The organism is Limosilactobacillus galli (assembly GCF_947381495.1).
Classification (GTDB): domain Bacteria; phylum Bacillota; class Bacilli; order Lactobacillales; family Lactobacillaceae; genus Limosilactobacillus; species Limosilactobacillus galli.
In genome coordinates this window covers 53,879-80,149 of record NZ_CANCWK010000001.1, presented here as the reverse complement: position 1 = coordinate 80,149, position 26,271 = coordinate 53,879, and the positions used below count along the sequence as shown (strand labels likewise).

Here is a 26,271-nt window from a genome sequence, read left to right as displayed (position 1 = left end):
AAATGGCATTAGGAGCAATTGCTGCAGGACTCGCGGCTATGGGTGCCGCTATCGGTGGTGGTATTGGTGATGGTATCTTAATCGGACACACTGTCGACAGTATCGCACGTCAACCAGAATTACAAAGTAGATTACAAGCAACGATGTTCATCGGTGTTGGTTTGATTGAAGCCATGCCTATTATCGCCATCGTTATTGGCTTCCTTGTTATGAACAAGTAATTATTGAATCACAATTTGATTTTTATATGACAAGGAGGTGTCAATAGATGTTTGTGAACAGTGTGTTAGCTGAATCGAACAGTTTATACATCGGGGACCTTGTATTCTACATCGTTACCTTCATTATCCTGATGCTGCTGGTCAAGCACTTCGCATGGGGACCAGTTACTGACATGATGAAGAAGCGGGCAGACAAGATTGCCAGTGATATCGACAACGCGGCGCGGTCACGGGCAAATGCTGAAAAGATGGCTGCCAAGCGTCAAGCTGAACTGCAAAATTCACGTCAAGAAGCTGCAGACATTGTAAGCAATGCTAAGAAGTCGGCTGAAACACAACGAGCACAAATTGTTGAGGCAGCACAAAACGATGCTCAAGCCCTCAAACAACAAGCACAAAAGGATGCGGATCAAGCACGTCGCGATGCGCTGAATGGTGCTAAGGATGACGTTGCAAACTTATCTATTGAGATTGCTTCCAAACTCATCCAAAAGGAATTAAAGGCAGACGATCAAAAGCAACTGATCGACTCCTATATTGAAGGGTTGGTAAATCATGAGTCTTGATAAGAAGACGGTTGCGGGGCGCTATGCCCGGGCACTGTTCGAATTGGTCGATGAGAACAACGAACTCGATCAAACTTATCAAGAATTGATTGCTTTACGCCAAGTCTTTGAGGACAATGAGAGCTTGGAATCCGCATTGGCGGGTGTCCAACTGTCACTCGATGAAAAGAAAGCATTAGTTCAGGACTTGCAACAGGGTGCTTCCCAGTACGTTGCTAACCTGATTCAAATGCTTTTTGATTACGGCCGCATGGATTGCATGGTCGCAATTATTGATGAGTTTGAACGGCGGTATGACGCTAAGAATAAGCGGATACATGCTGACGTTGTCACAGCGATCCAACTCGATAAACAACAACGGGATCAACTGAAGACCAACCTGGCCAAGCGTTTTGGCGCAACCGAGGTTATCTTAAACGAACAGGTTGATCCAGAAATTTTAGGTGGGGTTATTGTCCATGCTGATTACAAGACCTTGGATGGTAGTCTCAGCTCAAAGATTAAGCAAATTCGTCGTTTACTAGTTAGATAAAATAGATCTTTTGTTAAAGAGGTGAGACCTTTATGAGCATTAAAACTGAGGAAATCAGTTCACTCATCAAGAAACAGCTTGCCAACTACCAAGACCAAGTTTCTGTTGAAGAAACCGGGACGGTTACCTACGTTGGTGATGGTGTTGCTCGTGCCGATGGCTTGGAAAACGCCATGGCCGGTGAGTTGCTCGAATTTAGCAACGGTGTTTACGGAATGGTCCAAAACCTCGAAAGTAACGATGTTGGTATCGTTATTTTAGGGGACTTCACGGGAATCCGTGAAGGTGACACCGTTAAACGGACGGGTCGAATCATGGAAGTACCCGTCGGTGATGCATTACTGGGACGGGTTGTTGACCCATTAGGTCGGCCAATTGATGGTTTAGGTGAGATCAAGACCGACAAGACGCGTCCTATCGAACGGAAGGCTCCAGGGGTTATGGAGCGGAAGAGTGTTAGTGAACCACTGCAAACTGGTATCAAGGTTATCGATGCCTTGGTTCCAATTGGTCGTGGTCAGCGTGAGTTGATCATTGGTGACCGGAAGACCGGTAAGACGGCCATTGCATTGGACACGATCATTAACCAAAAGGGCAAGGATGTTATCTGCATTTACGTTGCCATTGGTCAAAAGGAATCAACTGTTCGTGCCAACGTGGAAACCTTACGGAAGTTCGGTGCCATGAACTACACGATCGTTGTTTCTGCTAGTGCTTCCAACCCAGCCCCAATGCTTTACATCGCGCCATATGCCGGTGCCGCAATGGGTGAAGAGTTCATGTTCGGCGGCAAGGATGTTCTGATTGTCTACGATGACCTTTCAAAGCAGGCCGATGCTTACCGTGAACTTTCACTGATTCTGCGTCGTCCTCCTGGCCGTGAAGCTTACCCTGGTGATATCTTCTACACCCACTCACGTTTGCTTGAACGGGCTGCTCGTCTTTCTGATGACCTTGGCGGTGGTTCAATGACTGCCCTGCCAATCATTCAGACCCAGGCCGGGGACGTTTCTGCGTACATTCCAACCAACGTTATTTCCATCACTGATGGCCAGATCTTCCTGGACTCTGATGAATTCTACGCTGGTCAGCGGCCGGCCATCGATGCCGGGACCTCTGTTTCCCGGGTTGGTGGTGACGCCCAGATCAAGGCCATGAAGAAGGTTGCCGGTACCCTGCGTCTGGATATCGCTTCCTACAACGAATTGGCATCATTCGCCCAGTTCGGTTCTGACCTTGATGACGCTACCCAGGCTAAGTTGGCTCGTGGTCAGCGGACGATGGAAGTCTTAAAGCAAGGCTTGCACGATCCACAACCAGTTGCTCAACAAGTTGTAACGCTGTTTGCACTGTCACGCGGTTTCATTGATAAGATTCCGTTGGATGATGTTCAACGTTATGAGAGTGAGCTGGCTGCTTACATGCACGCTAACCACCAAGACCTTTATGACGACATCACGAAGACTGGTAAGCTGCCAGAAGGCGATGGCTTACAAAACGCAGTTGCTGACTTTAGCAAGTCATTCCAAACGAGTGACAGCCAGAAGCAAGCTGCTGCCAAGTAATTAATGATAGTTAGTCGAAAGGACGGTGAGATTTAGTGCCAGCTTCACTTGCTGCAGTTAAACATAAAATTGAATCTACGAAGAGTACTCGGCAAATCACGTCTGCGATGCAGATGGTTTCAACTGCTAAACTGAACCAAATTCAACACCATACTCAAACCTACGAAGTTTATGCTGAGAAGGTTAAACAAATGTTGGCTGATCTGGTTAAATCTCACAGCGCAACATCTGCTGCTTCGCAAGATGATGTTTACGCTGCACTATTCAAAAAGCGTCCGGTTAAGAAGACCGGGATCCTGGTAATCACCTCAGACCGGGGCCTTGTAGGCAGTTACAACAGTAACATCATCAAGGAAACCATGGGACTGATGGCCAAGCACAACTTGACCAAGGATAATACCGTCTTCTTGACGATCGGAAAGACCGGGACGGAATTCTTCCAGAAGCGGGACATGAACATCGTGTACCAGTATTCTGGGGTTAGTGACGTGCCAACATTTAGAGAAGTTCTGCCAATTGTCCGGACAGCGGTCCAAATGTACAATGACGGGGTCTTCGATGAACTGTACACGGTCCACAGCCACTATGTGAACCGGATTACGTCACACGTGGTAGTTCACGATGCGATGCCAATTACTGAAAAGTCGCTGCTGGACGAGGACGAGCTTGCCCAATTGGCAGCCGCTAATGACCAGCAAGACAGTTCAGCAAATGGCAGTGCAACGACTGCCCACGTTTCGGCTGAATATGAATTTGAACCGTCAGATACGGCAATTGTTTCTGCACTGGTTGAACAGTACGCAGAGAGTGCCTTGTATGGGGCTATTCTGGATGCCAAGACGTCCGAACACTCATCAAGTGCTAACGCCATGCGTTCTGCGACCGACAATGCTGATGACATTGTTTCAACATTGCAATTGCAGTATAACCGAGCACGGCAGGCAGCTATCACCACCGAAATTACTGAAATTACCGGTGGGATGACTGCACAAGAATAATTTCAAACGTAGGAGGAAACAACATGAGTACTGGTAAAGTTGTCCAAGTTATCGGACCAGTTGTTGATGTTGAGTTCCCCTTAGACGAAAAGCTTCCTGAAATTAACGATGCCCTGAAGATTAAGGAAAGTGATGACAAGGTCTTAACGACTGAAGTTGCCCTGGAATTGGGTGACGGGGTTGTCCGGACGATTGCCATGGACGGAACCGATGGTCTTCAGCGGGGAATGGAAGTTGAAAACACTGGTGCCGCAATTAGTGTGCCAGTTGGTGACGATACTCTTGGTCGGGTATTTAACGTCTTAGGTGAACCAGTTGACAACGGACCGAAGTTTGGTCCAGATGCTAAGCGGATGCCAATTCACCGTGACGCACCTAAGTATGACGAATTAAACAACAACACGGAAATTCTGGAAACGGGGATCAAGGTTATTGACCTCTTGGCTCCATATGTTCGTGGTGGTAAGATTGGTCTTTTCGGTGGTGCCGGTGTCGGTAAGACCGTTTTGATTCAGGAATTGATTCACAACATTGCCCAAGGTCACAACGGTATTTCTGTCTTCACTGGGGTCGGTGAACGGACCCGTGAAGGTAACGATATGTACTACGAAATGAAGGCTTCCGGGGTTCTGGAAAAGACGGCCATGGTTTATGGTCAGATGAACGAACCACCAGGTGCCCGTATGCGGGTTGCCTTGACTGGTCTGACGATTGCGGAATACTTCCGTGATGTTAAGGGTCAGGACGTGCTGCTCTTCATCGATAACATTTTCCGGTTCACCCAGGCCGGTTCAGAAGTTTCTGCCCTGTTAGGGCGGATTCCTTCTGCCGTTGGTTACCAGCCAACGTTGGCTACTGAAATGGGTCAGTTGCAAGAACGGATCACTTCTACTAAGAAGGGTTCCATCACGTCTATCCAGGCCGTTTATGTTCCTGCCGATGACTACACCGACCCAGCTCCAGCCACGACTTTCGCCCACTTGGATGCTACTACCAACCTGGAACGGCGGTTGACGCAAATTGGTATTTACCCAGCCGTTGACCCACTGGCTTCAACCTCAACTGCCTTGACGCCAGAAATCGTTGGTAAGGAACACTACGAAGTTGCAATGCAGGTTCAACACGTTCTGCAACGGTACCACGAACTGCAAGACATCATCTCTATTTTGGGGATGGATGAATTGTCTGACGAAGAAAAGACGATTGTTGCTCGTGCCCGGCGGATTCAGAACTTCCTGTCACAAAGCTTCAGTGTTGCTTCACAATTTACCGGTCAACCTGGTAAGTACGTTCCATTGAAGGACACCATCAAGGGCTTCAAGGAAATTCTGGAAGGTAAGTACGATGACTTGCCGGAAGAAGCATTCCGTCTGGTTGGTCCAATTGAAGACGTTGTGGAAAAGGCAAAGAAATTACAGGCGGACACTGACGCAGACAGCAAAGATTAGGAGGGGATAATTTATGGCTGACAGTAAATTTAAGGTCACGATTATTACCCCTGACGGCACTGTTTACGACAATGATAATGCCACGATGGTCATCATGAACACCGCGGGTGGTCAGATGGGGATCATGGCAAATCACGTGCCATTGCTTGCTGCGCTGGAAATCAGCACCGTGCGGATTAAGCATGATGAAGGAACCGCCGAAGTTGCCGCCGTTAACGGTGGAATCATCCAATTCGATGGCCACCAGGCACTGATCGCTGCCGATAGTGCCGAAATGCCCGAGGAAATTGATGTTCAACGGGCTGAGGCAGCTAAGAAGCGGTCAGAATCAGAAATTGAAAAAGCCAAGCGCGAACATAATCAAGATGACTTGGCACGGGCTGAAGTACACCTCAAGCGGGCTATTAACCGTCTGAACACTTCTAAGCTCCTCAACAAATAAGGACTCGTCTGACGAGTTTCGTGACATAAGGGATTGCGACACAGCAATGTGTTGCAATCCCTTTGTTGTTATGAACGGCGGTTTTCATTGTTGATAACGAAAATAATGCTCTTATAATTGATGAAAGAAAAGCCTAATTATTTTGATTAAGTTAAGCTTTCTTAATATTACGGATCATCCGACTATGATATGATAGAATACAAACGTTTTGTTAGGAGGACCGGGCTTGGAACTGACGGGAATTCACGCATTAATTGAGATTGTGGTCCAGCTGTTATTTGTATGGCTGGCCTTCAACGCGATTCAAGGCTTTCACATCGAACGCTTCTTCAAGCAGCCGCCACGAACGTTGCCATTGGCAATTGTTTTGGCGGCAACAGCACTGGGCTACCTGTGTGCGAGCTTTTTCTTAAATATCATTAGTGCAATTAGCAACTTGGTATATCTGGTTCGCTAGGAATTGAGGGAGTAGACGATGGAGAAAATGGTGATTAAAGGCGGCCGCCGTCTAACCGGCCGTGTTCATATTGAAGGGTCCAAAAATGCGGCACTGCCGATTCAGGCGGCTAGTCTGCTGGCAACGGTAGGCAGCTTTCGTCTGGCTAACGTACCGTCGCTATTGGATATCATAACGATGAATCGCCTGCTGCAGTTCCTGAACGTAACGGTGGTCTTTGATCAGGAAAAGCACGAACTCCTGCTCGACGCCCAGAAGTCGGTGGCTAATGAGGCCCCGTTTGAATACGTTGATGAGATGCGCGCTTCATTGCTGGTGATGGGGCCACTGCTGGCCCGTACCGGTTACGCTAAGGTGGCCTTGCCGGGCGGCTGCGCCATCGGGTCCCGACCCATCGACCTGCATATCAAGGGGCTGAGTGCTCTGGGAGCCCAGGTTGACCAGCGCGACGGTTATATTGTCGCACAAGCTGACCGTCTGACGGGCGCCCGGATCTACCTGGATTTTCCGAGTGTCGGTGCGACTGAGGACCTGATGATGGCGGCAACGCGGGCCACCGGGATCACAACGATCGAAAATGCGGCCCGGGAACCGGAGATTATCGAGCTGGCCAACTTCTTGAACAAGATGGGTGCCCGGGTACATGGTGCCGGAACCACGGTGATCCGCATCCAAGGGGTGAACTTTCTGCATGGCTGTGAGTACCGTCTGATGCCGGACCGGATTGAGGCGGGAACCTTTATGATCGCCGCCGCAATTACCAATGGTGACGTCGTGGTCGCGGATACGATTGCCGAGCACAATGCTTCCCTGATCGCCAAACTGGAGGAGATGGGGGTAACAGTGGTGCGTCAGGATGATGGTGTCCGGGTTCTGGGAACAGCAGTCTTGTTACCGACCAACATCAAGACCATGCCGTACCCCGGCTTTCCGACCGACCTGCAACCGCAGATATCCGTTCTCCAGCTGTTGGCCAACGGGGTCAGTACCCTGGATGAGCGGATCTTTGAGAAGCGCTTCATGCACTTAGAGGAATTGCGGCGGATGAATGCCAAATTCCAAATCAGCGGTCCGGTAGCCGTCTTAGATGGGCCCACTAAGTTCAGCGGGGCGGAGGTAACGGCCTCTGATCTGCGCGCCGGGGCGGCCCTTGTGTTGGCCGGCCTGGCCGCTGACGGGGTCACCCGGGTCCGCAACGTCAGTGAGATTGATCGCGGCTACTACCACTTTCAGCAAAAGCTCCGGGCGCTGGGGGCGCAAATTGACCGGATCGATATTGCCGATAAGTTCAAGCTGTCGCCGGGCCACCCGACTAACGAAACTAACCATGACTGACCCGCAGTTTGCGGCGATATTATGGTATAATACGAACGATATTAACTAAAATAAAAATCTTTCTCGAGAAGGAGCAGTAAATAATGGCACAAGATATTGGTATTGATTTAGGAACAGCCAACGTGCTGATCTATGTTCAGGGCAAGGGCATTGTCCTGAACGAACCTTCCGTTGTTGCAATTGACACCCAAACCAACAAGATTTTGGCGGTTGGGTCCGAGGCCTACCGAATGGTGGGGCGGACACCAAGCAACATTCGGGCAATCCGGCCATTGAAGAATGGGGTCATCTCAGACTTCGACGTTACGGAAGAAATGCTGGCCTACTTCATTGGCAAGCTGAGCGTTAAGGGCTTCATGTCCAAGCCAAACATCATGATCTGTGCACCAACCAACATTACCGAGATCGAACGCAAGGCCATCATCCAGGCGGCTGAACAGTCCGGTGGCGGCAAGGTTTACCTGGAGTACGAGCCAAAGGTAGCGGCGATCGGTGCCGGCCTCGATATCTTCAAGCCGCGCGGCAGCATGGTTATCGACATGGGGGGTGGAACCAGTGATATCGCCATCCTCTCCCTTGGCGATATTGTTTCCAGCCGTTCTATCCGGATGGCAGGGGACAAGCTCAACAATGACATTGCCGCCTACATTAAGGATAAGCACGGCCTGGTCATCGGTGAACACACTGCCGAAAACATCAAGATGAAGATCGGGACGGCCCTCAAGGTTGAAAAACCGGCTGAGATGGATGTGCGCGGTCGTGATGTGGCTAGCGGGATGCCAAAGCAGATCACCGTCAACGAAAACGAGATTGAAGAGGCCATCCACGATACCCTGGAACAGATTCTGACCGCCACGATCAACGTCCTGGAGACCGTACCGCCAGAGCTGGCCAGTGATATCATTGATCGGGGTGTCATGCTGACCGGTGGGACGGCCCTCTTGAAGGGAATCGACAAGCTCTTCAGCGACCGTCTGAAGGTGCCGGTAGTGGTCTCCCAGAGCCCGTTGGACAACGTTGCCAAGGGTGCCGGTGAGATGCTGGAACGGATGCAAAAGACTGATAAGAAGAAGTAGCATTGATGGTTCAGGTATTATGCAAGATGGTACGGTGGTATCAACGAACGATTTCGGCGCGGCGACAGATTCGGGTCTGTCGTTACTATCCCAGCTGTTCTCAGTACATGCTCGAATCCCTGGAACGCTTTGGATTGAAAGGGGCCCTGCTGGGAATCGCTCGGATCCTACGTTGCCAGCCGTTTGTGCGCGGGGGCTATGACCCGGTACCTGACCATTTTACGTTTCGACGCAAATACTAAGTAAAAGGTGAAATTGTGGCTAAAAAAGACAAAAAGATTGAAGTAAGTGTTAAGGATATTGAACGGCAAAATCAACCGGTTCAGCAAATTTTCATTGGTGAACGGCTGATTGGTGAAGTGGTAACGGACAATGACCGCTTCAAGGCCCTGCTGACGGCGGACCAGAGCGAATTCTTCGTTCATTCGCAGGAAGAAGGCCTGGAGATGGTTCTCCAGCAGTACCACCTGCACCAGCACTAATGCGCTACTGTTCTCTTTGAAAATAATTGAGTAAAGGAGTTAGGTAATGCAACGTTCGCAAAGTGATGAAGAAAATCGGATTGACTGGGGGATCATCTTCTGTGTCCTCCTGCTGGCCCTGATCGGGTTAGCCTCAATCTACGTGGCAGCCGTTCACGATCGCCAGCCAACCAGTGTGGCGCGGCAGGTAATTACCCAGCTGGTGTGGTACGCGATCGGGACAATCCTGATTGTGGTGATCATGCAGTTTGATTCGGAGCAGCTATGGAAGATCGCTCCGATTGTCTATTGGCTGAGTCTCTTCCTGATGTTTGCCATCCTGGTCTTCTATAGCCGGTCGTACTACGCAAGTACCGGTGCGAAGAGTTGGTTTGCCATTGGGCCGTTTACCTTTCAGCCTTCGGAAATTATGAAACCGGCCTATATCCTGATGATGGGACGGGTGATTACCACCCATAACAACCGTTACAGCGTCCACACCGTCCAGTCCGACTGGCGGCTGATCGGGACAATGTTTCTGTGGCTGTTGCCGATTCTAGTTTCACTGCACTTCCAGAACGACTTCGGGACGTCGCTGGTGTTCTTTGCCATCTTCTGCGGGATGGTCCTGGTTTCCGGGGTTACCTGGCGGATCATCGCCCCAGCGGCCACCGTATTGGCAGTCGTTGGTGGTTCGGCCCTGGCAATGGTTACCTCGTCGGTTGGCCGGCGGATCCTGGAGCACGTTGGCTTCCAGGCCTACCAGTTCGACCGGGTCGACACCTGGCTGCATCCAGAACAGGATACGACTAACCAGGGTTACCAGCTGTGGCAGAGTATCAAGGCAGTTGGTTCTGGTGGGATTACCGGGACCGGGTTTAACAACTCGAAGGTCTACGTTCCTGTGCGGGAATCAGATATGATCTTCTCCGTAATTGGTGAGAATTTCGGCTTTATCGGTGGGGTTCTCCTCATTTTGATCTATTTACTCTTAATTTATCTGATGATTCGTGTTACATTTGATACTAAGAATGAGTTTTACGCCTACATCTCAACCGGGGTCATTATGATGATCCTTTTCCACGTTTTTGAAAACATTGGAATGAACATCGGATTGCTGCCGCTGACAGGGATCCCGCTTCCGTTCATTAGCGCCGGGGGTTCTTCTTTAATTGGTAACCTGATCGGGATAGGGATGGTAATGTCGATGCGTTATCACCATCATTCTTATATGTTTAGTAACAAAAAAGAGTTTAGATAGTGGGGTATTTAGATATGGCTGCAAAAAACAACTACTTTTGGACTAAGAAGCTCGACAATGGCAACACCCGGGTGGGCCTGAATGATCAGGGCCGCGATGACCTGGGCAAGATCAACTTCATTGATGTTCCTGCTAAGGGAACGGTCCTTGAAGATGGCGGCAAGTTTGTTTCTGTCGAAGCCGAAAAGGCCGTTACCGACCTGGACAGTCCAGTAGCAGGAACCATTGTGGCGGTCAATGACAAGATTGTCGATGACCCAGCCGGTTTGAGTTCCGACGATGAAGCACAAAACTGGATCGTCGAAGTTAAGTAATGAATAAGAAAAAGCAACTGCCAGTTGGCGGTTGCTTTTTTGTTTGGGCCCATTGGCGCCGTCGGTTAATCATGTTATACTTAAGGTTCTAGGAATAGCGGATTAAATAAAATCAATATGTAAGGTGGTATTTCAAATGTCTAAGAAGTTACAGATTGCGCTGCTCTTCGGTGGAAACTCCTCTGAACACGACGTTTCTAAGCGTTCGGCCCACAATATCTATGATGCCCTCAATAAGGACAAGTACGATGTGAGCCTGTTCATGTTTACCAAGGACGGGATTCTGCTGAATAATGAATACTCCCAGCGCATCTTTGACGGTGAACCGGAAGATACAGTGGTTAAGGATGCTTACTCAAAGATGGACCTTACCCAACCATTGGCACCGATTATGGCCCTAAACGAGTTGAAGACGATTGACTTCTTCTACCCGGTTATTCACGGTAACCTTGGGGAAGACGGGACCATTCAGGGCTTATTCAAGCTGTTGAACAAGCCATACGTGGGCTCCAACATTGCGGCAAGCGCGATGGCCTTTGATAAGGACCTGACCAAGAAGATTCTGACTGAAGCCGGAATCAGAAATACGCCGTACGTCCTGTTGACGCCGGAAAACCGGGCCGACTACTCATGGGGCAAGATTGAAGAGAAGCTCGGCGACCTGGTCTTCATCAAGCCAGCTAAGCAGGGCTCTTCAGTTGGTATTCACCGGGTTACCAACGCTGATGAATACGAGGCAGCCCTGGACGACGCCTTCAAGTATGACTTCAAGGTGCTGGCTGAGCAGGGGGTTGCTAATCCGCAGGAGGTTGAAATTTCAATCCTCGGTAACGAACACCCGATTGCTTCTAAGTTAGGGGCAGTGCGGGTGCCAGCCGGTGATCCGTTCTACGACTACGAGAACAAGTTCGTAGATGCCAGCGGGGTGGTCTTTGAACTGCCTGTCAAGCTGCCGCAGTACCTGACTGATGAGATCACCGACATGGCATTGAAGGCTTACAAGGCCCTCGGTATGAAGGGGATGGCCCGGATTGACTTCCTGGTGGACGAGAATAATGTGCCATACCTGGGTGAACCGAACACCTTGCCGGGCTTTACCAACATCAGTCTCTATCCACAGATGTGGGAAGTCTCCGGTATTAGTTATTCCGAACTGATTGACCGGCTGATCGAGTTAGGCCTGGAAGAATTCAAGCGCAACAGTCAGATTACCTATGACTTTAAGGAGCTCGGAACGGAGCGCGTCGGTAAAAAGAAATTCAATTAAAAATTTTTTGAAAGATATTGTTAAAAATAGGCGATAATGCTAAGATAATTAGTGTTACTGCCCATTTTTATTTTTAAAGTAAAAATAAATCCGGTAATGGGTAAATAATAGCACGGGTGAAATAGCATTGAGATGCTAATTACTAGTATAAATATTATAACAAATGTTATAATACCTTTAGAAAGTAATTAGTACTTTGTTGTCTTAAGTAACCTGAGAGAGAATTTATTTGAGGATGATAACCAATGAAACTCCGTGGAGACGTTTTAAAACAAATTCGCCGCAAGAGGGGCTTGTCGCAAACCGCATTAGCCGAGGGCATCTGTACTCAAGCGACGATTAGCTTGATGGAAAAGCAAAACCGATTACCAAAGATGGACATCTTGACTGCAATTTGTGAGCGGTTAAATATTTCGTCAGATCGGATTGTTGAAAACGAAGTCAGTGGGGTAAACGATACCTTTAACCAGGTGATCGACCTGCTGACGGCGCATGAATACGACCAGGCAGAGCAGCTGCTGGGTTCAGTCAAGGTAAAGCAGCTGGATAGCGACTTTGACAAGCAGCGTTACTACTACCTGTTGGGAATGGTCCAGGTCGAAAACAACCAGATTGACGATGCCATCTTTAATTTTGAATTAGTCTTAACTCAATTTGCGACAACTAGTGCCAATATTTACCTGGCCATGACAACGGCGGGGATGGCGATGGCTTACCTGAAGCGTAACGACCGTGAACGGGCCATTCGCCTGACTAACCGGTCCGTTAAGCTGATTGATAACAAGAAACTGATCGGGAGTCTGCACCAGTGGACCTCAATCAATGACCAGATCGCTAACCTGTACCTGGAATTAGGTGATCCGGATAGTGCCATTGAAATGGTCAACCGGGGAATCAAGATGTGCCGGGAGCACGATTCCCTGTTCCTGCTGGATGAGCTGTACCTGTATCTTGGCCGCTGCTACATTGCCAAGGATCAGCCAGCGGATGCCAAGCAGGCATTAGAGATCGCAAAGAGCCTCCATATTGCCCGTCACGGTACGCTGATGGAAGAAGATATTGAGACCGAACTGGCAAAGCTGCAATAAAATAGCGATTATTTAGGACCGTGTTCCTGTCGTTGAGATGGGCCATGGTCCTTTTAGTTCTAAAACTAAAAAACGTCCCGTAATTCGGCTTTCACCAATTACGGGACGTTTTTTATAAGGTAGATATTACTTCTTCTTGTTCTTTGGATTTTCAATCGGCTTGTTGTCAAGGTCAGTCCGGACAACTAGGACATCGCAGATTGCCATCCGGGTAACGTATTCGGTAACAGAACCGATCAGGATCCGTTCAACCGCGTTCAGACCAGTGGCCCCAATCATGATCAGGTCGGCGTTCATTTCCTTTGGAACGTCCCGGGCGATGATGGTCTTTGGGGCTCCATATTCGATGGAGTAGCTGACCTTTTGGACACCGTTCTTCTTAGCGTAGTCAACGTACTTGTCGAGGGTCTTCTTGGCAGTGTCGGTAACCTGCTCAACCATCGAGGTGTCAAAACTGGAGATGTTTTGGAATGCCCGGGTATCAACGACGTGGAGCAGACGCAGTTCAGCATCTTCACCGTTCCGCTTGGTAACGGCAACCGCCTTCTTAAAGGCTAATTCGGCTTCTGCGGATCCATCAACTGGAACCAAAATGTGTTTATATTCTTGTGCCATATTAGTGCCTCCTCATAAATCCTTTACCTTATTATACACTTTTCGCAGAATAGACGTAAAGCAAAGTCAGCGATTCTTTGCCCGAAATTCACTAGTGATTGAGAAAGCCATCTGGGTTTCCAGAATGCAGCCCAGGACCACCATGGTGACGATAAAGGCAATGCTGTTAGTCCAGGCAGCGATCAGGGTGATAATACCGAGAACGGTCATTATCACACCCCAAATCTGGAGCTGACGGTGGACAAAGCTACTCTTGACCGGGTCGAAGATCAAAAAGGGTTTGCCCAGGTGGGTGAGAAAGTAGATCCCTTCGAAGAGGGCGATCAGGGCGAAGAGGGTCACAAAGATTGATAAGATCATTGGTGTTCAGTCCTTTTGAATAAAAAATAGCGCGGTGACAAAGCTAATCATCACCGCGCCAAAAACTCCGTTGGTGCCGTTAATTGTCATTCAGTGTTGACCTGCGTTTAAGACAGGTGGGACACGGCCGCCCAGTCGCCAACTACCAAGTGAAAAGGCATGCTGTAGAAAGGGCATTGCACTAGTCCCAAAGTAAAAAGACTGTAAGGCAAACCTGCGTTTAGACAACGCGTACACTACAGAATTTTCAATTATTATGTTAGCATCTTTTGCTCAATTAGGCAATTATTTCCCCGGATGATGGTGACCGCGCAATGCCTGGTGCTGGGCGCGCCGCAGCTGCCAGTACTGGCGGTTTAAGGCCTGCTCAAAGTGCCCGTTCTGCTTAGGATGGAAGTATTGGGCATCCTTGATCCGATCAGGGAGATACTGCTGGGCCACCCAGTCCTGGGGATGGTCATGAGGGAAATCATAGTCGGTGCCGTGCCCCAGCTTGGCGGCGCCCTTATAGTGGGCATCCTTGAGGTGGTCGGGGACATCGCCGAACCCACCCTGCTTGACCTGGGCGATGGCGGCGTCAATGGCGGTGATTCCGGAATTAGACTTGGGCGATAGACAGAGTTCAATCACCGCATCGGCCAACGGGATCCGGGCCTCGGGGAAGCCAATCCGTTCGGCCGCCTGGACAGCAGTTACTGCCCGCTGAGCCGCCGGCATGTTGGCCAGGCCAATATCCTCGTAGGCAATTACCATCAGCCGGCGGGCAATGCTTGGCAGGTCCCCGGCCTCAACCAGACGGGCGAGGTAGTGGAGGGCAGCATCGGTATCGGAACCGCGAATGGATTTTTGGAAGGCGGAGATAACGTCATAGTGGGCGTCCCCATCCTTGTCGGCCCCTAATGCTTTCTTTTGGACACTCTCCTCAATAATCGGCAGGGTTAGGTGGATCTTGCCGTCATCGCCCGGGTCGGTCGACTTGGCGGCCAGTTCCAGTCCGTTGAGGGCGCTGCGCAGGTCGCCGTTGGTAGCAGTGGCCAACTGTTCTTCAGCCTCTGGGGCTAGCTCAATTGGGAGCTTGCCGAGCCCCCGTTCCTGATCCTTGAGGGCCCGCTCAATGGCCACCTTGATGTCGTCACTAGTCAGCGGGTGGACGGGGAAGATCTGCGTCCGGCTCCGGATGGCCGGGTTGATGCTGATGTAGGGATTTTCGGTGGTGGCCCCGATCAGGACAATCCGGCCGCTCTCCAGGTGGGGAAGCAGGAAGTCCTGCTTGCTCTTGTCCAGACGGTGGATTTCATCGAGCAGGAGGATCACCGTACCGCTCATCTTGGCCTCTTCCGCCACAATCTGCAAGTCCTTCTTGGAATCGGTGGCGGCGTTTAGTTTACGGAAGGCATACTTGGTTGAACCAGCGATGGCGCTGGCAATGCTGGTCTTCCCGGTGCCCGGCGGACCGTAGAGAATCATCGAGGAGAGCATCTTGGCTTTGACCATCCGGTTGATGATCTTGCCGGCGCCGACCAGGTGCTGTTGGCCGACAACCTCGTCAAGGGTGCGGGGCCGCATTCGGTAGGCGAGGGGTTGCTGCATCATGCTTCCCCCTTCTGATGGAAGAGCCGGTAGAAGAAGCCGCGTTTTTCGTTGTCGGCTTGTTTGGGGGCCGATGATGGAGCGCCCTTGAACTGGGGGTAGCGTTTTTCGACGTCGACCGGTGATTGGTAAACCCCGGTCTTGGCGGCGACTACCACGGCTAGTGATTCTGGATCAGTCCGGAATTCGGGATCAGTCTTCATGGTAAAGATCCCGCCGTGCTGGTTGGTGGCCAGCAGGTAGGGATGGAGATCTTCATGGGGAAGGTTGCCGTTCAGGAAAACCAGGTTGCCGATTCCCCGTTTGAGCTCAGCAACCAGGGCCGGCTGCCAGTTCTGCTCGTGCAATTCTTTAACACTGATGGTGAGGCAGACCCGCTCACGGAAGGTGCCCAGGTACTTGCGCTGTTCATCAGGCTTGATCTTAGGCGTCCCATAAATTGCATTTTCGATCCGCTGTTCAGCCCCGGATTTTTGGTTATCGGTTGCCATTAGGTGAACCATCCTTTCTCTTATTTTCGTGACTTCATTATAACAAGTTATGCCCTGAGATACGAAAAAAGCAGCCCGCACTGACGAGCTGCTTTAGCTATAAGAATTAGTTACCAACATCCAATGCTTGGTGCTTGAGGTGTGGGAAGATGTGCAGGTCCGCCCAGCCAGTGATGGCGCCCTGGAATGCTAAGGCAAACAGGGTCCCTAGACCGAAGTTGTAGATGCCGCCCTGGATGATCGCCGCGATGATGGCCATGATCGTCGGTGGAATGTAGGAAGCCCACATCGCAATGGTGGCATTTCCGTGGCAGTACCGGAACCGGATGATCTGGAAGAGGTCATCGGCCGGGTGCAGAACCAGGTTGGCCCGCTGGTAGATGGAAATGGCAGTCCCAATGAAGGCCACCCCTAAGAAGTTGATCAGTACGTAAAGAATGACCATCGGCAGGGTCGTGGCGTCGGGCATGATCCGGTTGAAGATGTTGGAGAACCACTGAATGAACAGGGAGAACGGCAGCATGAAGATGAAGTTGCCGCCGATCCGCCGCCAGTCCCACTTGTGCATCAGGATGGCGTTTAAGACTGAGGTCAGCATCCCCAGGATCATGAAGGCCCAGAACAGGGTGGTTGGTCGGTTACCCAGGATAGCAATCCCCAGGTTGTTTTCCGCAGCGGTCCAGTAAGCGGACCCCAGGAATTGGGGATGAATATGGGAACTGGTTACCAGGGTAAGCACGTTTCCCATCGAGTTAATAACAATTGAAAATGCAAAGAATGCCCAGCTGGCCGTAAGGGAAATGGTTCGCTTGGCGACTTGGCCATGGACTGGAATTTCTTCATCCATAAAAAACACTCCTTCTCTTATCTCTCTTAATTCGTGAATTCTTTCACTCGCATTACGAATGGTAATTTACAACGTTAGGGACTAGATGTCAACAAGCACTAATGTGACACATGCACTATTATAAATATATTTATTAGAGAATATGCCAACCGGTTGACATACAAGTGAGACAATACACGAATGAAAAATTTTAAATAAATTTTGCAAACATGATAGGATCATAATTAGAGAAAGGAGGAATTTCAATGAAAATCATTGTTTCACCGGCGCGGACCATGCAGATTGATACCGATTCGTTGCCTTATCAGCACCTGCCGCAGTTTTTACCACAGACCCAAGAGATACTGAACTGGCTGCGGGGATTGACCTATGACGAGCTCCATCGTTTATGGTGGAACTGCAGCACCCAAATTGCGAGGCTGAACTACCGGCGGGTCCAGGAGATGGACCTGACACAGAACCTGACACCGGCAATCTTGGCCTTCCGGGGACTACAGTACCAGTACATGGCGCCGGACGTCTTTACTGATCAAGGGTTAGCGTACATTGAACAACACCTGCGCATCCTCTCCGGCTTTTATGGTCTGCTGCGCCCATTCGACGGCATCGTGCCTTACCGCCTGGGAATGGGCGACCGGGCGAAGGTGGCAGTGACTGCCGACCTTTACCATTTTTGGGGCGGCCGGCTAGCTGAAGAATTATACCGGGAGGATCGGCTGGTGCTCAACCTGGCCTCCAAAGAATACGCACGGGCAGTGACCCCTTATTTGAGTGGCGAGCGGCGCCTGGTGACCTGTGTCTTTGGGGAAGTGATTGATGGCCGGGTCAAGCAGAAGGCCACTTTAGCCAAGATGGCCCGGGGAAACATGGTTCGCTACCTGGCGGAGAATAATATTACGGACTTGGCGGGGGTGAAGGCCTTTAATGTCGCCTATCACTACCATCCGGAATATTCGACGCCAGACCGGCTAACCTTCATCAAGCAATAAAAAAAGCAGCTCCACCGGGGAGCTGCTTTTTGGTATAAGTAAGTCAATCTTACTTGTTGTAGAATTCAACGATGAGGGCTTCATCGATGTCGGCATCCATGTCTTCACGGGCAGGGATCCGGTTCAACTTACCTTCGAGCTTGTCAGCGTCGAAGTCAACGTAAGATGGACGAGAAACAACGGCGTCAACCGCGTTCTTGATGATGTCCAGGTTCTTGGACTTTTCACGAACACTGATGACTTGGTTAACATCAACTTCGTATGAAGGGATGTCAACGCGCTTGCCATCAACAGTGATGTGACCGTGGTTAACCAATTGACGAGCTTGACGACGAGTAGTAGCCAAACCTAAACGGTAAACCATGTTGTCCAGACGACGTTCCAGCAGGGCCATGAAGTTAGCACCGTGGGTACCTTCCTTGATCTTGCCGGCACGAACGAACAGGTTGGAGAATTGACGTTCAGTCATTCCGTACATGAAACGCAGCTTTTGCTTTTCACGAAGTTGCGTACCATATTCAGAAAGCTTACCGTGACGATCACGACCGTGGTCACCAGGAGCGTATGGACGACGTGCTAATTCCTTACCAGTACCTGAAAGTGAAACACCAAGACGACGAGATACACGCCAACTTGGACCAGTGTAACGAGACATAAATAAATTCCTCCAATATATTTAGTTGGAGTAAAATAATCCGATGTGAGCTTGGCATTCGTGCAGGCTGATTTGAATTTTTCACCCTTGCAGCTGGGTTACTAAAAACACCGTTCGGCATTAGTCTGTTGACGAGCTTGCCCCTCACTGCTGCATTATTTTACACAAAAACTAGTATACAATGCCGAACCGGCCATCGTCAATTGATTTGTTGCAAATTGGGGATTTTTAGTAATTCACCCCTGGTGATCCTATGGTATAATTTCCCTAGTATTAGCTTATGTTAGGGCAAATTTATTTGTAGGTGGAGATTGTAATGTTTCAAGTCTTAATTGTAGTTTTGATCGTGATTCTGGTTATCTTGGGTGGGGTTGTATGGTACCAGCACCGCATCCTCAAACAGGTCCAGGGGATAATAGCGGCTTGCCAAAAGTTAATGGATAACAAGGTCGAAGAGCAGTTAAAAGAAACGGAACAGCTCCAACTGACGGGTGATGCCAAGCAGGAATTTGATCAGCTGAGGGACCGCTACAATGACAAAATTGTTCCCCAGCTTAAGGCCATTCGCTCCACGGGGCAGGACCTGGCTCAGGCTGCCCGCACGACTAAACTACTGACGATCAGTGCCCAAGTCAATGATTTGCGCGACGAACTGGCCAAAGCAACGACGGCGCGAAAAGAGGTGGCGACTTCCCTGCAGCAGATTGAACAGCAGAGCAAGTCTCACCAGCAGGCAATTGACCGGATTAAAAAGAACTATCAGAAGTTCCATCAGCAATTAAATGAAAAGAACTTTAAATACGGCGACAGCGCCAAGAAGCTGAATGAGCAGCTGGATGGTCTGGAGAAACAGTACGACCGCTTTGTTGAATTGACCAGAAAGGGTGACCAGGATGCTGCCCAGGAGGTCCTCAATGATTTGCAGCAGGGGAATCAGAAACTGGCCGCGGAGATCAAACGGGTGCCGGCACTGTATAAGCCGCTGGTAGCCGAATTCCCCGGTCAGCTGACTGAACTGACCAGCGGCTACCAGACCCTGAAAAAGGAACATTACCACTTCGTCGAGGACGATATCGACCAGCAGATCGAGCGGCTGCAAGCCAAGGTTAAGGCAACCATGGAGCAGCTCAATGACCTGCAGCTGGACGTGGTCAAGCAGGCTAACAGCGACCTGGCGGATCAGATCGACCATATTTACGCGGTGATGCAAAAGGAAATCGACGCGCGGCCCGAGGCCCGGCACCTGGTTGAGATGATGGGGCGGTTTACTCAGCATGCTCAGCAGCAGAACAATGAGCTGATTGCTGAGCTGGATCGGCTGAGTCTCAGCTACACCCTGAATAACAATGAATTTGAACGTGCGCGGCAGCTGAACGAACAGATTAAGACAATTGTCAAGCAATATAATGAGGACCACCAGGCGATCCGTGATCAGCAGGCGGTCTTTAGCCGGATTGTCGACCGGGAGAAAGCTAACCGTGACCGGCTGACGGATATTGAAGAGGAGCAGAACAAAATCAATGATGCGGTCGCCAAGTTGCAGACCGATGAGCAACGGGCCCGTAAGATGCTGCAGCAGTATTCTGTACGCTTGCGGACAATTCGGCGCCAAGTTGAGCAGCTTAACCTTCCCGGGGTTTCTCAGGAATATATGGACTACTTTTTCGGGGTCAGCGATGAGGTCAAGAAGCTGGCCAGTGAGCTGGACGAATACAAGATCAACATGGAGAACGTAACAAAGCAGCTGATCATGGTCGAGTCGGACCTGGAGAAGCTCCAGGACAAGACCAACGACCTTCGTGACAGTGCGGAGCTGACCGAACGCCTTCAACAGTATGCTAACCGTTTCGCGGGTAACGAGAAGGTGGCGGCGGCTGCTAAGAAGTCTCAGGAGTTGTTCAACCAATATAACTATGCCGGCAGTCTCGAAGCCATTGCCACAGCGTTGGAAGAGGCTGAACCGGGCAGCTATAAGCGGATTGAGGACAGCTACTACCAGGAAATAAATGAACAATAGAGTAATAATAATGCATGGGGATGGGCAAATAGCTTATCCCCATGCTTTTTTCAATGCCGCTCGGGTGATTTTCTGTTATAATATAAAGTCGTTTTAAGATTGAGTCGAACTATTCAATGGCATGCTCGCCAATATTTCGACGAGCCGTCAGTTCATCTGCTGATTGCTCGTTAATTATCATCTTTATGAGGAAAGGAACAGAGTTAATGATCTACTTTGATAACAGTGCAACGACCAAGATTGCACCGGAAGTTCTGCAAACCTACGATACGGTCAGTCAAAAGATCTGGGGTAACCCAAGCAGTCTTCACAACTTTGGCGAAAATGCCTGGAACCTGCTGGAACAGTCACGTCAGCAGATTGCCAAGCTGCTGGGGGTTAAGCCCAGTGAAATTATCTTCACCAGTGGTGGTTCCGAGGGGGACAATTGGGTGATTAAGGGAACGGCGATGGCTAAGCACCGCTTCGGCAAGCATATCATTACGACCAGCGTTGAGCATGCGGCGGTCCGCAACCCAATGGAACAGCTGCGGGAGCTGGGCTTTGATATCACCTACCTGCCGGTTGATAAGGAAGGCCGGATTGACCCGGCTGACGTCAAGGCGGCCATTCGTCCCGACACCATCCTGGTCTCCATTATGGCCATCAACAACGAGATCGGGACAATTCAGCCGATCAAGGAAGTCGGTGAGATCCTGAAGGACTACCCGAACATTCACTACATGGTGGACGCGGTTCAGGCAATTGACAAGGGTGTCGATGACCTGGTCTTCAGCGACCGGGTGGACTTTGCCACCTTTTCCGGCCACAAGTTCCACGCTCCCCGGGGGACCGGCTTTGTCTACGTGAAGAGCGGCCGGCAATTGGCCCCATTGGTTGCCGGTGGCGGTCAGGAACGGACGCTGCGGAGCGGAACCGAGAACACACCGGGTGACGTCGCCATGGCGCGGGCTATCCGGTTGATCAAGGAAGGCGAGGATGAGGCCGTCAAGCGTGAGCAGGCCATCAAGGAACGGATCTACGATCACCTCAGTCAGTTCGACCATGTTAAGCTGATCTCTGGCCGTGACAAGGGCTTTGCCTGCCACGTCCTCTGCTTCGCCATTCCAGGTGTTCGTGGAGAAACCATTGTTCACGCCTTCGAAGATAAGGGCATCTACATCTCTACCACTAGTGCCTGCTCTTCCAAGAAGCACTCCGAGGCGGGGACTTTGGCCGCAATGAAGATTCCGGAAGAGATCGCCACTAGTGCGGTCCGGATCAGTCTGGGGGACCAGAACACGCTGGCGGAGGCCGATGAGTTCAATAAGGTCTTTGATACCCTCTACGCTGGTTTCCAAAAGATTATTGATTAATATATCGTTGAAAAAATTGAAAGGAGGAATTGCGCTTGCAATACACCGAAATTATGGTTCGCTATGGTGAGCTGTCTACCAAGGGTCATAACAAGAAGTCGTTCATCGATCGGCTCGGCGATAACGTTCGCCACGCCCTTCATAGTTTCGACCAGGTCAAGGTGCACGCCCAGCGGGACCGTCTGCACGTTGAATTGAACGGGGCGGACTACGACCAGGTAATGGACCGGTTGAAGCTGGTCTTTGGGATCCAAAACTTCTCCCCATCCATTCGGGTTGAGAAGTCCTTTGATGCGGCTGCCAAGGCGGCGGCCCAGATGATTGAAGAACAGGTCGACCACCCGATCACCTTTAAGATCGAGACCCGCCGTTCTGACCACCATTTCGAACTGGATACCTTTGCGATGAACAACAAGTTAGGGGGCTACCTGCTGGATAAGTTCCCTGACAAGCTCAAGGTTGATGTTCACCATCCCGACCTGACCTTGCGGGTTGAAATCCGCCTCAACGGGATCTTCCTGTCCAGCGAGACAATCAAGGGGGCCGGTGGTCTGCCGGTTGGTACCGCTGGTAAAGGAATGATGATGATGTCCGGTGGGATCGACTCGCCAGTAGCCGCCTACCTGGCGATGAAGCGGGGCGTTTCCCTGGAAATGGTCCACTTCTACAGTCCGCCGTACACCAGTCCGCAGGCGTTGGCTAAGGCCCAGCAGCTGACCGAACGTCTGGCCAAGTACAGCGGGAGCATCCGCTTCATCCAGGTGCCATTTGCCGAGATCCAGGAAACAGTCAAGGAGAAGGTGCCCGAGGGTTACCTGATGACGGTGCAGCGGCGGATGATGCTGCGGCTGGCGGCGGCCCTGATGGTTAAGCGGCACGGCCTGGCAATCTTTAACGGGGAGTCCCTCGGTCAGGTGGCTTCCCAGACGATGGAGAGTATGCTGGCGATCAACGACGTTACGTCTTATCCTGTTCTGCGGCCGGTCCTATCCTATGACAAGACGGAGATCATCAAGATTGCCGAGCAGATTGGCACCTATGACCTGTCGATCCTGCCGTACGAAGACTGTTGTACCGTCTTCACACCGCCGTCGCCAAAGACCCGGCCAAATGTGGAACGGGCCCGTAAGTACGAACAGCGGTTGGATATTGAAGGCTTGATGAAGCGTTCCCTGGATGGGATCAAGATTACCAATATCCATCCCGGTGAAGACTTCCTCAACCAGAACGAAGACGTTTTTGCCGAATTGCTGTAATCGGTGCTTGACGCTCAGCGATAATTTAGCTATTATACAAGCATAATATTAAGCGATGACCGAAATAGTAACGAGGTACCATGATTCACCAGAGAGGGTCGCTGCTGGAAAGACCCGGATCAGCTTCGCGAATGTAGCTCGGGAGCTAGTTCGCTGAATTTCAGTAGGCGGGCCCGGTTCATTTACCGTTATTAAATGAACAAGCGGGGCAGTCCAGTGGCTGCTCAACGTAGGTGGTACCGCGAATTCAATCGTCCTATCTGTTTTGATAGGGCGATTTTTATTTGGTCACCGTTTTTATATGATGAAACTCAATTTTATAATCTTGAAAGGAGCGATTATACGATGGCAGCCGATAAGGAAATGTCAACAAAGTATGATCCGACAGCCGTTGAAGCTGGTCGTTACCAATGGTGGATTGACCAGGGTCTCTTCAAGCCAAGTGGCGATAAGAAGGCCCACCCATATTCAATTGTTATTCCACCGCCGAATGTTACTGGGAAGCTGCACCTGGGACACGCCTGGGACACGACCCTGCAGGATATGCTGATCCGTCAAAAGCGGATGCAGGGTTACGACGTTCTCTGGTTACCAGGGATGGACCACGCCGGAATTGCTACCCAGGCCAAGGTGGAAGCGCGTTTACGCAAGCAGGGAATTTCCCGTTACGACCTTGGGCGGGAGAAGTTCGTTCAACAAGTCTGGGACTGGAAGGACGAATACGCCGACATTATCCACAAGCAGTGGGCTAAGCTTGGGATCTCCGTGGACTACGACCGGGAACGGTTCACCCTGGATGAAGGGCTGAACAAGGCCGTCCGGAAGGTCTTCGTTGACCTGTACAAGAAGGGCTTGATCTACCGGGGAACCTACATTATCAACTGGGATCCGCAAGCACGGACGGCCCTGTCTGATATTGAAGTTATCCACAAGGACGATAAGGGTGCCTTCTACCATGTTAAGTACCCATTCACCGACGGGACGACCTTCAACGGCAAGGACTACATTGAAATTGCCACGACCCGTCCAGAAACCATGTTTGGTGACGAGGCCGTTGCCGTTAACCCGAACGACGACCGTTACAAGGAGCTGGTCGGCAAGCACGTCCGGGTTCCATTGGTTGACCGGGAAATCGAGATCATCGCTGATGACTACGTAACGCCGGACTTCGGAACTGGGATGGTTAAGATCACTCCTGCCCACGACCCGAACGACTTCAAGGTTGGGAAGCGTCATAACCTGCCAGAATTGAACACGATGAACGAAGACGCCTCCATGAACGAGAACACCGGCAAGTACCAAGGGATGGACCGGTTCGAAGCCCGGAAGGCCATGGTCAAGGACCTGACCGACCAGGGCTACATGCTCAAGGTAGTCCCAATTGTGCACTCCGTTGGTCACTCTGAGCGGACCGGGGTGCAAGTTGAGGCCCGCTTGTCCACCCAATGGTTTGTTAAGATGAAGCCGCTGGCTAAGCTGGCCCTCGACAACCAAAAGACGGCGGACAAGGTCAACTTCATTCCGGGACGGTTCGAACACACCTTCACCCAGTGGATGGAAAACGTTCACGACTGGGTTATCTCACGGCAGCTCTGGTGGGGCCACCGGATTCCGGCTTGGTACCACAAGAAGACCGGCGAAGTATACGTGGGCATGGAAGCTCCAAAGGATGCCGAAAACTGGACGCAGGATACCGACGTGCTCGATACCTGGTTCAGTAGTGGTTTATGGCCATTCTCAACCATGGGCTGGCCAGACACCGATTCACCGGACTACAAGCGTTACTTCCCAACCAGCACCCTGGTTACCGGTTACGACATCATCTTCTTCTGGGTATCCCGGATGATTTTCCAATCTCTGGAATTCACTGGTAAGGCCCCATTCAAGAATGTCCTTCTGCACGGTTTGATTCGTGACGAACAGGGTCGGAAGATGAGCAAGTCCCTCGGAAACGGGATTGACCCAATGGACGTCATCAAGAAGTACGGGGTGGACGCCTTGCGCTGGTTCCTGATCACTGGATCTACCCCTGGTCAGGATATCCGGTTCTCCTACACGAAGATGGATGCCGCTTGGAACTTCATCAACAAGATTTGGAACGCCAGCCGGTACGTCATCATGAACCTCGGCGACATGCCAGCACCAGTCCTGCCTGACAAGTCGAAGTGGGACCTGGCTGATCGTTGGATCCTGAGTCGGCTGAACGCTACCATCAAGCAGGTCAACGAACAGTTTGACAAGTTTGAATTCGGTGAAGCGGGGCGGGCCCTGTACAACTTCATCTGGAACGACTTCTGCGACTGGTACATCGAAATGACCAAGGAGAAGCTCAACAACGGGACTGATGAGGAGAAGGCCGACACCAAGAACATCTTGGGCTACGTCTTAGACCAGACCCTGAAGCTGATGCACCCGATCATGCCATTCGTGACCGAAAAGCTGTGGCAGTCAATGCCGCACGACGGCAAGTCCATCATGGTCGCTAAGTACCCCGTTGCTAACGCGGACCTGGATGACCCCGCTGCTACTGAGCAGATGAGCAACCTGATCGAGATGATCAAGGCGGTCCGGAACATCCGGAACGAGGCCAACGCCCCAATGTCCAAGCCGGTTGATATCCTGGTTAAGGTTGATAACCAGCACCTCGGTGACATGCTCAATGCCAACCGCGACTACATCGACCGCTTCTGCCACCCGGCAGAGCTGACCATCAGTACGGATGTGCAAGCCCCTAAGCTGGCCATGTCCGGAATCCTGGCCGGGGCCGAGGTCTACATCCCAATGGCCGAACTGGTCGACCTGGATGAAGAACGGGCCAAGATGAAGAAGGAAATTACCAAGCTCGAAAAGGAAGTTCAACGTTCCCAAAAGAAGCTGGGCAACGAGAAGTTTGTCAACAACGCCCCTGAAAAGGTCGTGGAAGCAGAAAAGCAAAAGGCCGTTGAATGGCAGCAGAAGCTTGATTCTGCCAAGGAACGGTTGGCTTCGCTGGAAGAAGCCTAAACGATTAAAAGGTGATTGTGGTACTATTTCAGTATCACAACCATCTTTTTTGTTTTTGAAGG

Annotated in this window: 27 protein-coding genes and 1 other annotated feature; of the genes, 21 read left to right on the top strand and 6 right to left on the bottom strand. The window is 50.8% G+C overall.

Annotated features, from left to right (window positions below; genetic code table 11):
• The first annotated feature begins 2 nt into the window (after nt 1–2).
• The 16 genes from atpE (at nt 3) to QOS10_RS00350 (ending at nt 13,031) form a co-directional block, all read left to right on the top strand.
• On the top strand, nt 3–221 hold the full coding sequence (gene atpE / locus QOS10_RS00425; RefSeq protein ID WP_003666561.1) for a F0F1 ATP synthase subunit C: 219 nt from the start codon (nt 3–5) through the stop codon (nt 219–221).
• 47 nt (nt 222–268) lie between these two features.
• Entirely contained in the window at nt 269–787 is a 519-nt protein-coding gene (gene atpF / locus QOS10_RS00420) for a F0F1 ATP synthase subunit B (protein ID WP_283593022.1), read from the top strand.
• Nucleotides 777–1,319, top strand: coding sequence for an ATP synthase F1 subunit delta (atpH, locus tag QOS10_RS00415; RefSeq protein ID WP_283593021.1), 543 nt, complete (start codon nt 777–779; stop codon nt 1,317–1,319). Before atpF ends, atpH begins: the two co-directional genes overlap by 11 nt.
• Nucleotides 1,320–1,351: 32 nt before the next feature.
• Entirely contained in the window at nt 1,352–2,884 is a 1,533-nt protein-coding gene (gene atpA, locus QOS10_RS00410; protein ID WP_283593020.1) for a F0F1 ATP synthase subunit alpha, read from the top strand.
• A 35-nt stretch (nt 2,885–2,919) separates the two neighbouring features.
• The gene (locus tag QOS10_RS00405) at nt 2,920–3,882 is read left to right on the top strand and encodes a F0F1 ATP synthase subunit gamma (protein WP_283593019.1); all 963 of its coding nucleotides are present in this window, start codon (nt 2,920–2,922) and stop codon (nt 3,880–3,882) included.
• A 23-nt stretch (nt 3,883–3,905) separates the two neighbouring features.
• Entirely contained in the window at nt 3,906–5,330 is a 1,425-nt protein-coding gene (atpD, locus tag QOS10_RS00400; protein ID WP_283593018.1) for a F0F1 ATP synthase subunit beta, read from the top strand.
• 13 nt (nt 5,331–5,343) lie between these two features.
• Entirely contained in the window at nt 5,344–5,772 is a 429-nt protein-coding gene (locus QOS10_RS00395) for a F0F1 ATP synthase subunit epsilon (RefSeq protein ID WP_283593017.1), read from the top strand.
• 226 nt (nt 5,773–5,998) lie between these two features.
• Nucleotides 5,999–6,229 (top strand): DUF1146 family protein, encoded by a 231-nt coding sequence (locus QOS10_RS00390; RefSeq protein ID WP_283593016.1) that lies wholly within the window; start codon nt 5,999–6,001, stop codon nt 6,227–6,229.
• A gap of 18 nt (nt 6,230–6,247) precedes the next feature.
• Nucleotides 6,248–7,564: a UDP-N-acetylglucosamine 1-carboxyvinyltransferase gene (gene murA, locus QOS10_RS00385; protein WP_283593015.1), complete on the top strand. Its 1,317-nt coding sequence runs from the start codon at nt 6,248–6,250 to the stop codon at nt 7,562–7,564.
• A gap of 83 nt (nt 7,565–7,647) precedes the next feature.
• Nucleotides 7,648–8,640, top strand: a complete 993-nt coding sequence (gene mreB / locus QOS10_RS00380; RefSeq protein WP_283593014.1) for a rod shape-determining protein — start codon at nt 7,648–7,650, stop codon at nt 8,638–8,640.
• 5 nt (nt 8,641–8,645) lie between these two features.
• Complete coding sequence (gene yidD, locus QOS10_RS00375; protein WP_283593013.1) at nt 8,646–8,882, top strand: membrane protein insertion efficiency factor YidD; 237 nt, start codon at nt 8,646–8,648, stop codon at nt 8,880–8,882.
• A 15-nt stretch (nt 8,883–8,897) separates the two neighbouring features.
• Entirely contained in the window at nt 8,898–9,122 is a 225-nt protein-coding gene (locus tag QOS10_RS00370) for a DUF2969 domain-containing protein (protein ID WP_104688323.1), read from the top strand.
• A gap of 46 nt (nt 9,123–9,168) precedes the next feature.
• Nucleotides 9,169–10,362, top strand: coding sequence for an FtsW/RodA/SpoVE family cell cycle protein (locus tag QOS10_RS00365; protein ID WP_283593012.1), 1,194 nt, complete (start codon nt 9,169–9,171; stop codon nt 10,360–10,362).
• Nucleotides 10,363–10,376: 14 nt separating this feature from the next.
• Nucleotides 10,377–10,676 (top strand): glycine cleavage system protein H, encoded by a 300-nt coding sequence (locus QOS10_RS00360; protein WP_283593011.1) that lies wholly within the window; start codon nt 10,377–10,379, stop codon nt 10,674–10,676.
• A gap of 136 nt (nt 10,677–10,812) precedes the next feature.
• Nucleotides 10,813–11,943, top strand: a complete 1,131-nt coding sequence (locus tag QOS10_RS00355; RefSeq protein ID WP_283593010.1) for a D-alanine--D-alanine ligase family protein — start codon at nt 10,813–10,815, stop codon at nt 11,941–11,943.
• 245 nt (nt 11,944–12,188) lie between these two features.
• Nucleotides 12,189–13,031: a helix-turn-helix domain-containing protein gene (locus tag QOS10_RS00350; RefSeq protein WP_283593008.1), complete on the top strand. Its 843-nt coding sequence runs from the start codon at nt 12,189–12,191 to the stop codon at nt 13,029–13,031.
• Nucleotides 13,032–13,157: 126 nt separating this feature from the next.
• Here the strand turns inward: QOS10_RS00350 and QOS10_RS00345 are convergent, their stop codons facing one another.
• The 5 genes from QOS10_RS00345 to QOS10_RS00325 form a co-directional block, all read right to left on the bottom strand.
• A complete protein-coding gene (locus QOS10_RS00345) occupies nt 13,158–13,646 on the bottom strand; it encodes a universal stress protein (RefSeq protein WP_283593007.1) in 489 nt (162 codons plus the stop codon).
• A gap of 66 nt (nt 13,647–13,712) precedes the next feature.
• Entirely contained in the window at nt 13,713–14,006 is a 294-nt protein-coding gene (locus QOS10_RS00340; protein WP_283593006.1) for a hypothetical protein, read from the bottom strand.
• A gap of 285 nt (nt 14,007–14,291) precedes the next feature.
• Nucleotides 14,292–15,596: a replication-associated recombination protein A gene (locus tag QOS10_RS00335; protein WP_283593005.1), complete on the bottom strand. Its 1,305-nt coding sequence runs from the start codon at nt 15,594–15,596 to the stop codon at nt 14,292–14,294.
• On the bottom strand, nt 15,596–16,087 hold the full coding sequence (locus tag QOS10_RS00330; RefSeq protein WP_283593004.1) for a YueI family protein: 492 nt from the start codon (nt 16,085–16,087) through the stop codon (nt 15,596–15,598). The genes QOS10_RS00335 and QOS10_RS00330 overlap by 1 nt, the downstream gene beginning before the upstream one ends.
• 106 nt (nt 16,088–16,193) lie before the next feature.
• The gene (locus tag QOS10_RS00325) at nt 16,194–16,934 is read right to left on the bottom strand and encodes a fructose permease (protein WP_283593003.1); all 741 of its coding nucleotides are present in this window, start codon (nt 16,932–16,934) and stop codon (nt 16,194–16,196) included.
• 245 nt (nt 16,935–17,179) lie between these two features.
• On the opposite strand from QOS10_RS00325, the gene yaaA reads away from it, so the two are divergent.
• On the top strand, nt 17,180–17,923 hold the full coding sequence (yaaA, locus tag QOS10_RS00320) for a peroxide stress protein YaaA (RefSeq protein ID WP_283593002.1): 744 nt from the start codon (nt 17,180–17,182) through the stop codon (nt 17,921–17,923).
• A gap of 49 nt (nt 17,924–17,972) precedes the next feature.
• Here the strand turns inward: yaaA and rpsD are convergent, their stop codons facing one another.
• Complete coding sequence (gene rpsD / locus QOS10_RS00315; RefSeq protein WP_283593000.1) at nt 17,973–18,578, bottom strand: 30S ribosomal protein S4; 606 nt, start codon at nt 18,576–18,578, stop codon at nt 17,973–17,975.
• A gap of 316 nt (nt 18,579–18,894) precedes the next feature.
• Here rpsD and ezrA point away from each other — a divergent pair, with 316 nt between their 5' ends.
• From ezrA to QOS10_RS00295, 4 genes are all read left to right on the top strand, one after another.
• Entirely contained in the window at nt 18,895–20,595 is a 1,701-nt protein-coding gene (gene ezrA / locus QOS10_RS00310) for a septation ring formation regulator EzrA (protein ID WP_283592999.1), read from the top strand.
• Between the two features lie 206 nt (nt 20,596–20,801).
• Nucleotides 20,802–21,950 carry a cysteine desulfurase family protein gene (locus tag QOS10_RS00305; protein ID WP_283592998.1) on the top strand — a complete coding sequence of 383 codons (1,149 nt, stop codon included), beginning with the start codon at nt 20,802–20,804 and terminating at the stop codon, nt 21,948–21,950.
• Between the two features lie 35 nt (nt 21,951–21,985).
• Nucleotides 21,986–23,206, top strand: coding sequence for a tRNA uracil 4-sulfurtransferase ThiI (gene thiI, locus QOS10_RS00300; protein WP_283592997.1), 1,221 nt, complete (start codon nt 21,986–21,988; stop codon nt 23,204–23,206).
• Nucleotides 23,207–23,252: 46 nt separating this feature from the next.
• Nucleotides 23,253–23,468 (top strand) — a binding site (T-box leader).
• A gap of 83 nt (nt 23,469–23,551) precedes the next feature.
• The gene (locus QOS10_RS00295; RefSeq protein WP_283592996.1) at nt 23,552–26,209 is read left to right on the top strand and encodes a valine--tRNA ligase; all 2,658 of its coding nucleotides are present in this window, start codon (nt 23,552–23,554) and stop codon (nt 26,207–26,209) included.
• Nucleotides 26,210–26,271: the final 62 nt, after the last annotated feature.

Excerpts from the sequence above, each read along its gene's own strand:
- murA (WP_283593015.1), top strand. The coding sequence starts at position 6,248 with ATGGAGAAAATGGTGATTAAAGGCGGCCGCCGTCTAACCGGCCGTGTT.
- atpH (WP_283593021.1), top strand. The coding sequence starts at position 777 with ATGAGTCTTGATAAGAAGACGGTTGCGGGGCGCTATGCCCGGGCACTG.
- rpsD (WP_283593000.1), bottom strand. The coding sequence starts at position 18,578 with ATGTCTCGTTACACTGGTCCAAGTTGGCGTGTATCTCGTCGTCTTGGT.
- QOS10_RS00330 (WP_283593004.1), bottom strand. The coding sequence starts at position 16,087 with ATGGCAACCGATAACCAAAAATCCGGGGCTGAACAGCGGATCGAAAAT.
- QOS10_RS00325 (WP_283593003.1), bottom strand. The coding sequence starts at position 16,934 with ATGGATGAAGAAATTCCAGTCCATGGCCAAGTCGCCAAGCGAACCATT.
- QOS10_RS00305 (WP_283592998.1), top strand. The coding sequence starts at position 20,802 with ATGATCTACTTTGATAACAGTGCAACGACCAAGATTGCACCGGAAGTT.
- QOS10_RS00360 (WP_283593011.1), top strand. The coding sequence starts at position 10,377 with ATGGCTGCAAAAAACAACTACTTTTGGACTAAGAAGCTCGACAATGGC.
- atpF (WP_283593022.1), top strand. The coding sequence starts at position 269 with ATGTTTGTGAACAGTGTGTTAGCTGAATCGAACAGTTTATACATCGGG.
- atpE (WP_003666561.1), top strand. The coding sequence starts at position 3 with ATGGCATTAGGAGCAATTGCTGCAGGACTCGCGGCTATGGGTGCCGCT.
- atpD (WP_283593018.1), top strand. The coding sequence starts at position 3,906 with ATGAGTACTGGTAAAGTTGTCCAAGTTATCGGACCAGTTGTTGATGTT.
- QOS10_RS00395 (WP_283593017.1), top strand. The coding sequence starts at position 5,344 with ATGGCTGACAGTAAATTTAAGGTCACGATTATTACCCCTGACGGCACT.
- QOS10_RS00295 (WP_283592996.1), top strand. The coding sequence starts at position 23,552 with ATGGCAGCCGATAAGGAAATGTCAACAAAGTATGATCCGACAGCCGTT.
- QOS10_RS00340 (WP_283593006.1), bottom strand. The coding sequence starts at position 14,006 with ATGATCTTATCAATCTTTGTGACCCTCTTCGCCCTGATCGCCCTCTTC.
- QOS10_RS00345 (WP_283593007.1), bottom strand. The coding sequence starts at position 13,646 with ATGGCACAAGAATATAAACACATTTTGGTTCCAGTTGATGGATCCGCA.
- atpA (WP_283593020.1), top strand. The coding sequence starts at position 1,352 with ATGAGCATTAAAACTGAGGAAATCAGTTCACTCATCAAGAAACAGCTT.
- yidD (WP_283593013.1), top strand. The coding sequence starts at position 8,646 with ATGGTTCAGGTATTATGCAAGATGGTACGGTGGTATCAACGAACGATT.
- QOS10_RS00355 (WP_283593010.1), top strand. The coding sequence starts at position 10,813 with ATGTCTAAGAAGTTACAGATTGCGCTGCTCTTCGGTGGAAACTCCTCT.
- QOS10_RS00335 (WP_283593005.1), bottom strand. The coding sequence starts at position 15,596 with ATGCAGCAACCCCTCGCCTACCGAATGCGGCCCCGCACCCTTGACGAG.
- QOS10_RS00365 (WP_283593012.1), top strand. The coding sequence starts at position 9,169 with ATGCAACGTTCGCAAAGTGATGAAGAAAATCGGATTGACTGGGGGATC.
- QOS10_RS00350 (WP_283593008.1), top strand. The coding sequence starts at position 12,189 with ATGAAACTCCGTGGAGACGTTTTAAAACAAATTCGCCGCAAGAGGGGC.
- yaaA (WP_283593002.1), top strand. The coding sequence starts at position 17,180 with ATGAAAATCATTGTTTCACCGGCGCGGACCATGCAGATTGATACCGAT.
- ezrA (WP_283592999.1), top strand. The coding sequence starts at position 18,895 with ATGTTTCAAGTCTTAATTGTAGTTTTGATCGTGATTCTGGTTATCTTG.
- mreB (WP_283593014.1), top strand. The coding sequence starts at position 7,648 with ATGGCACAAGATATTGGTATTGATTTAGGAACAGCCAACGTGCTGATC.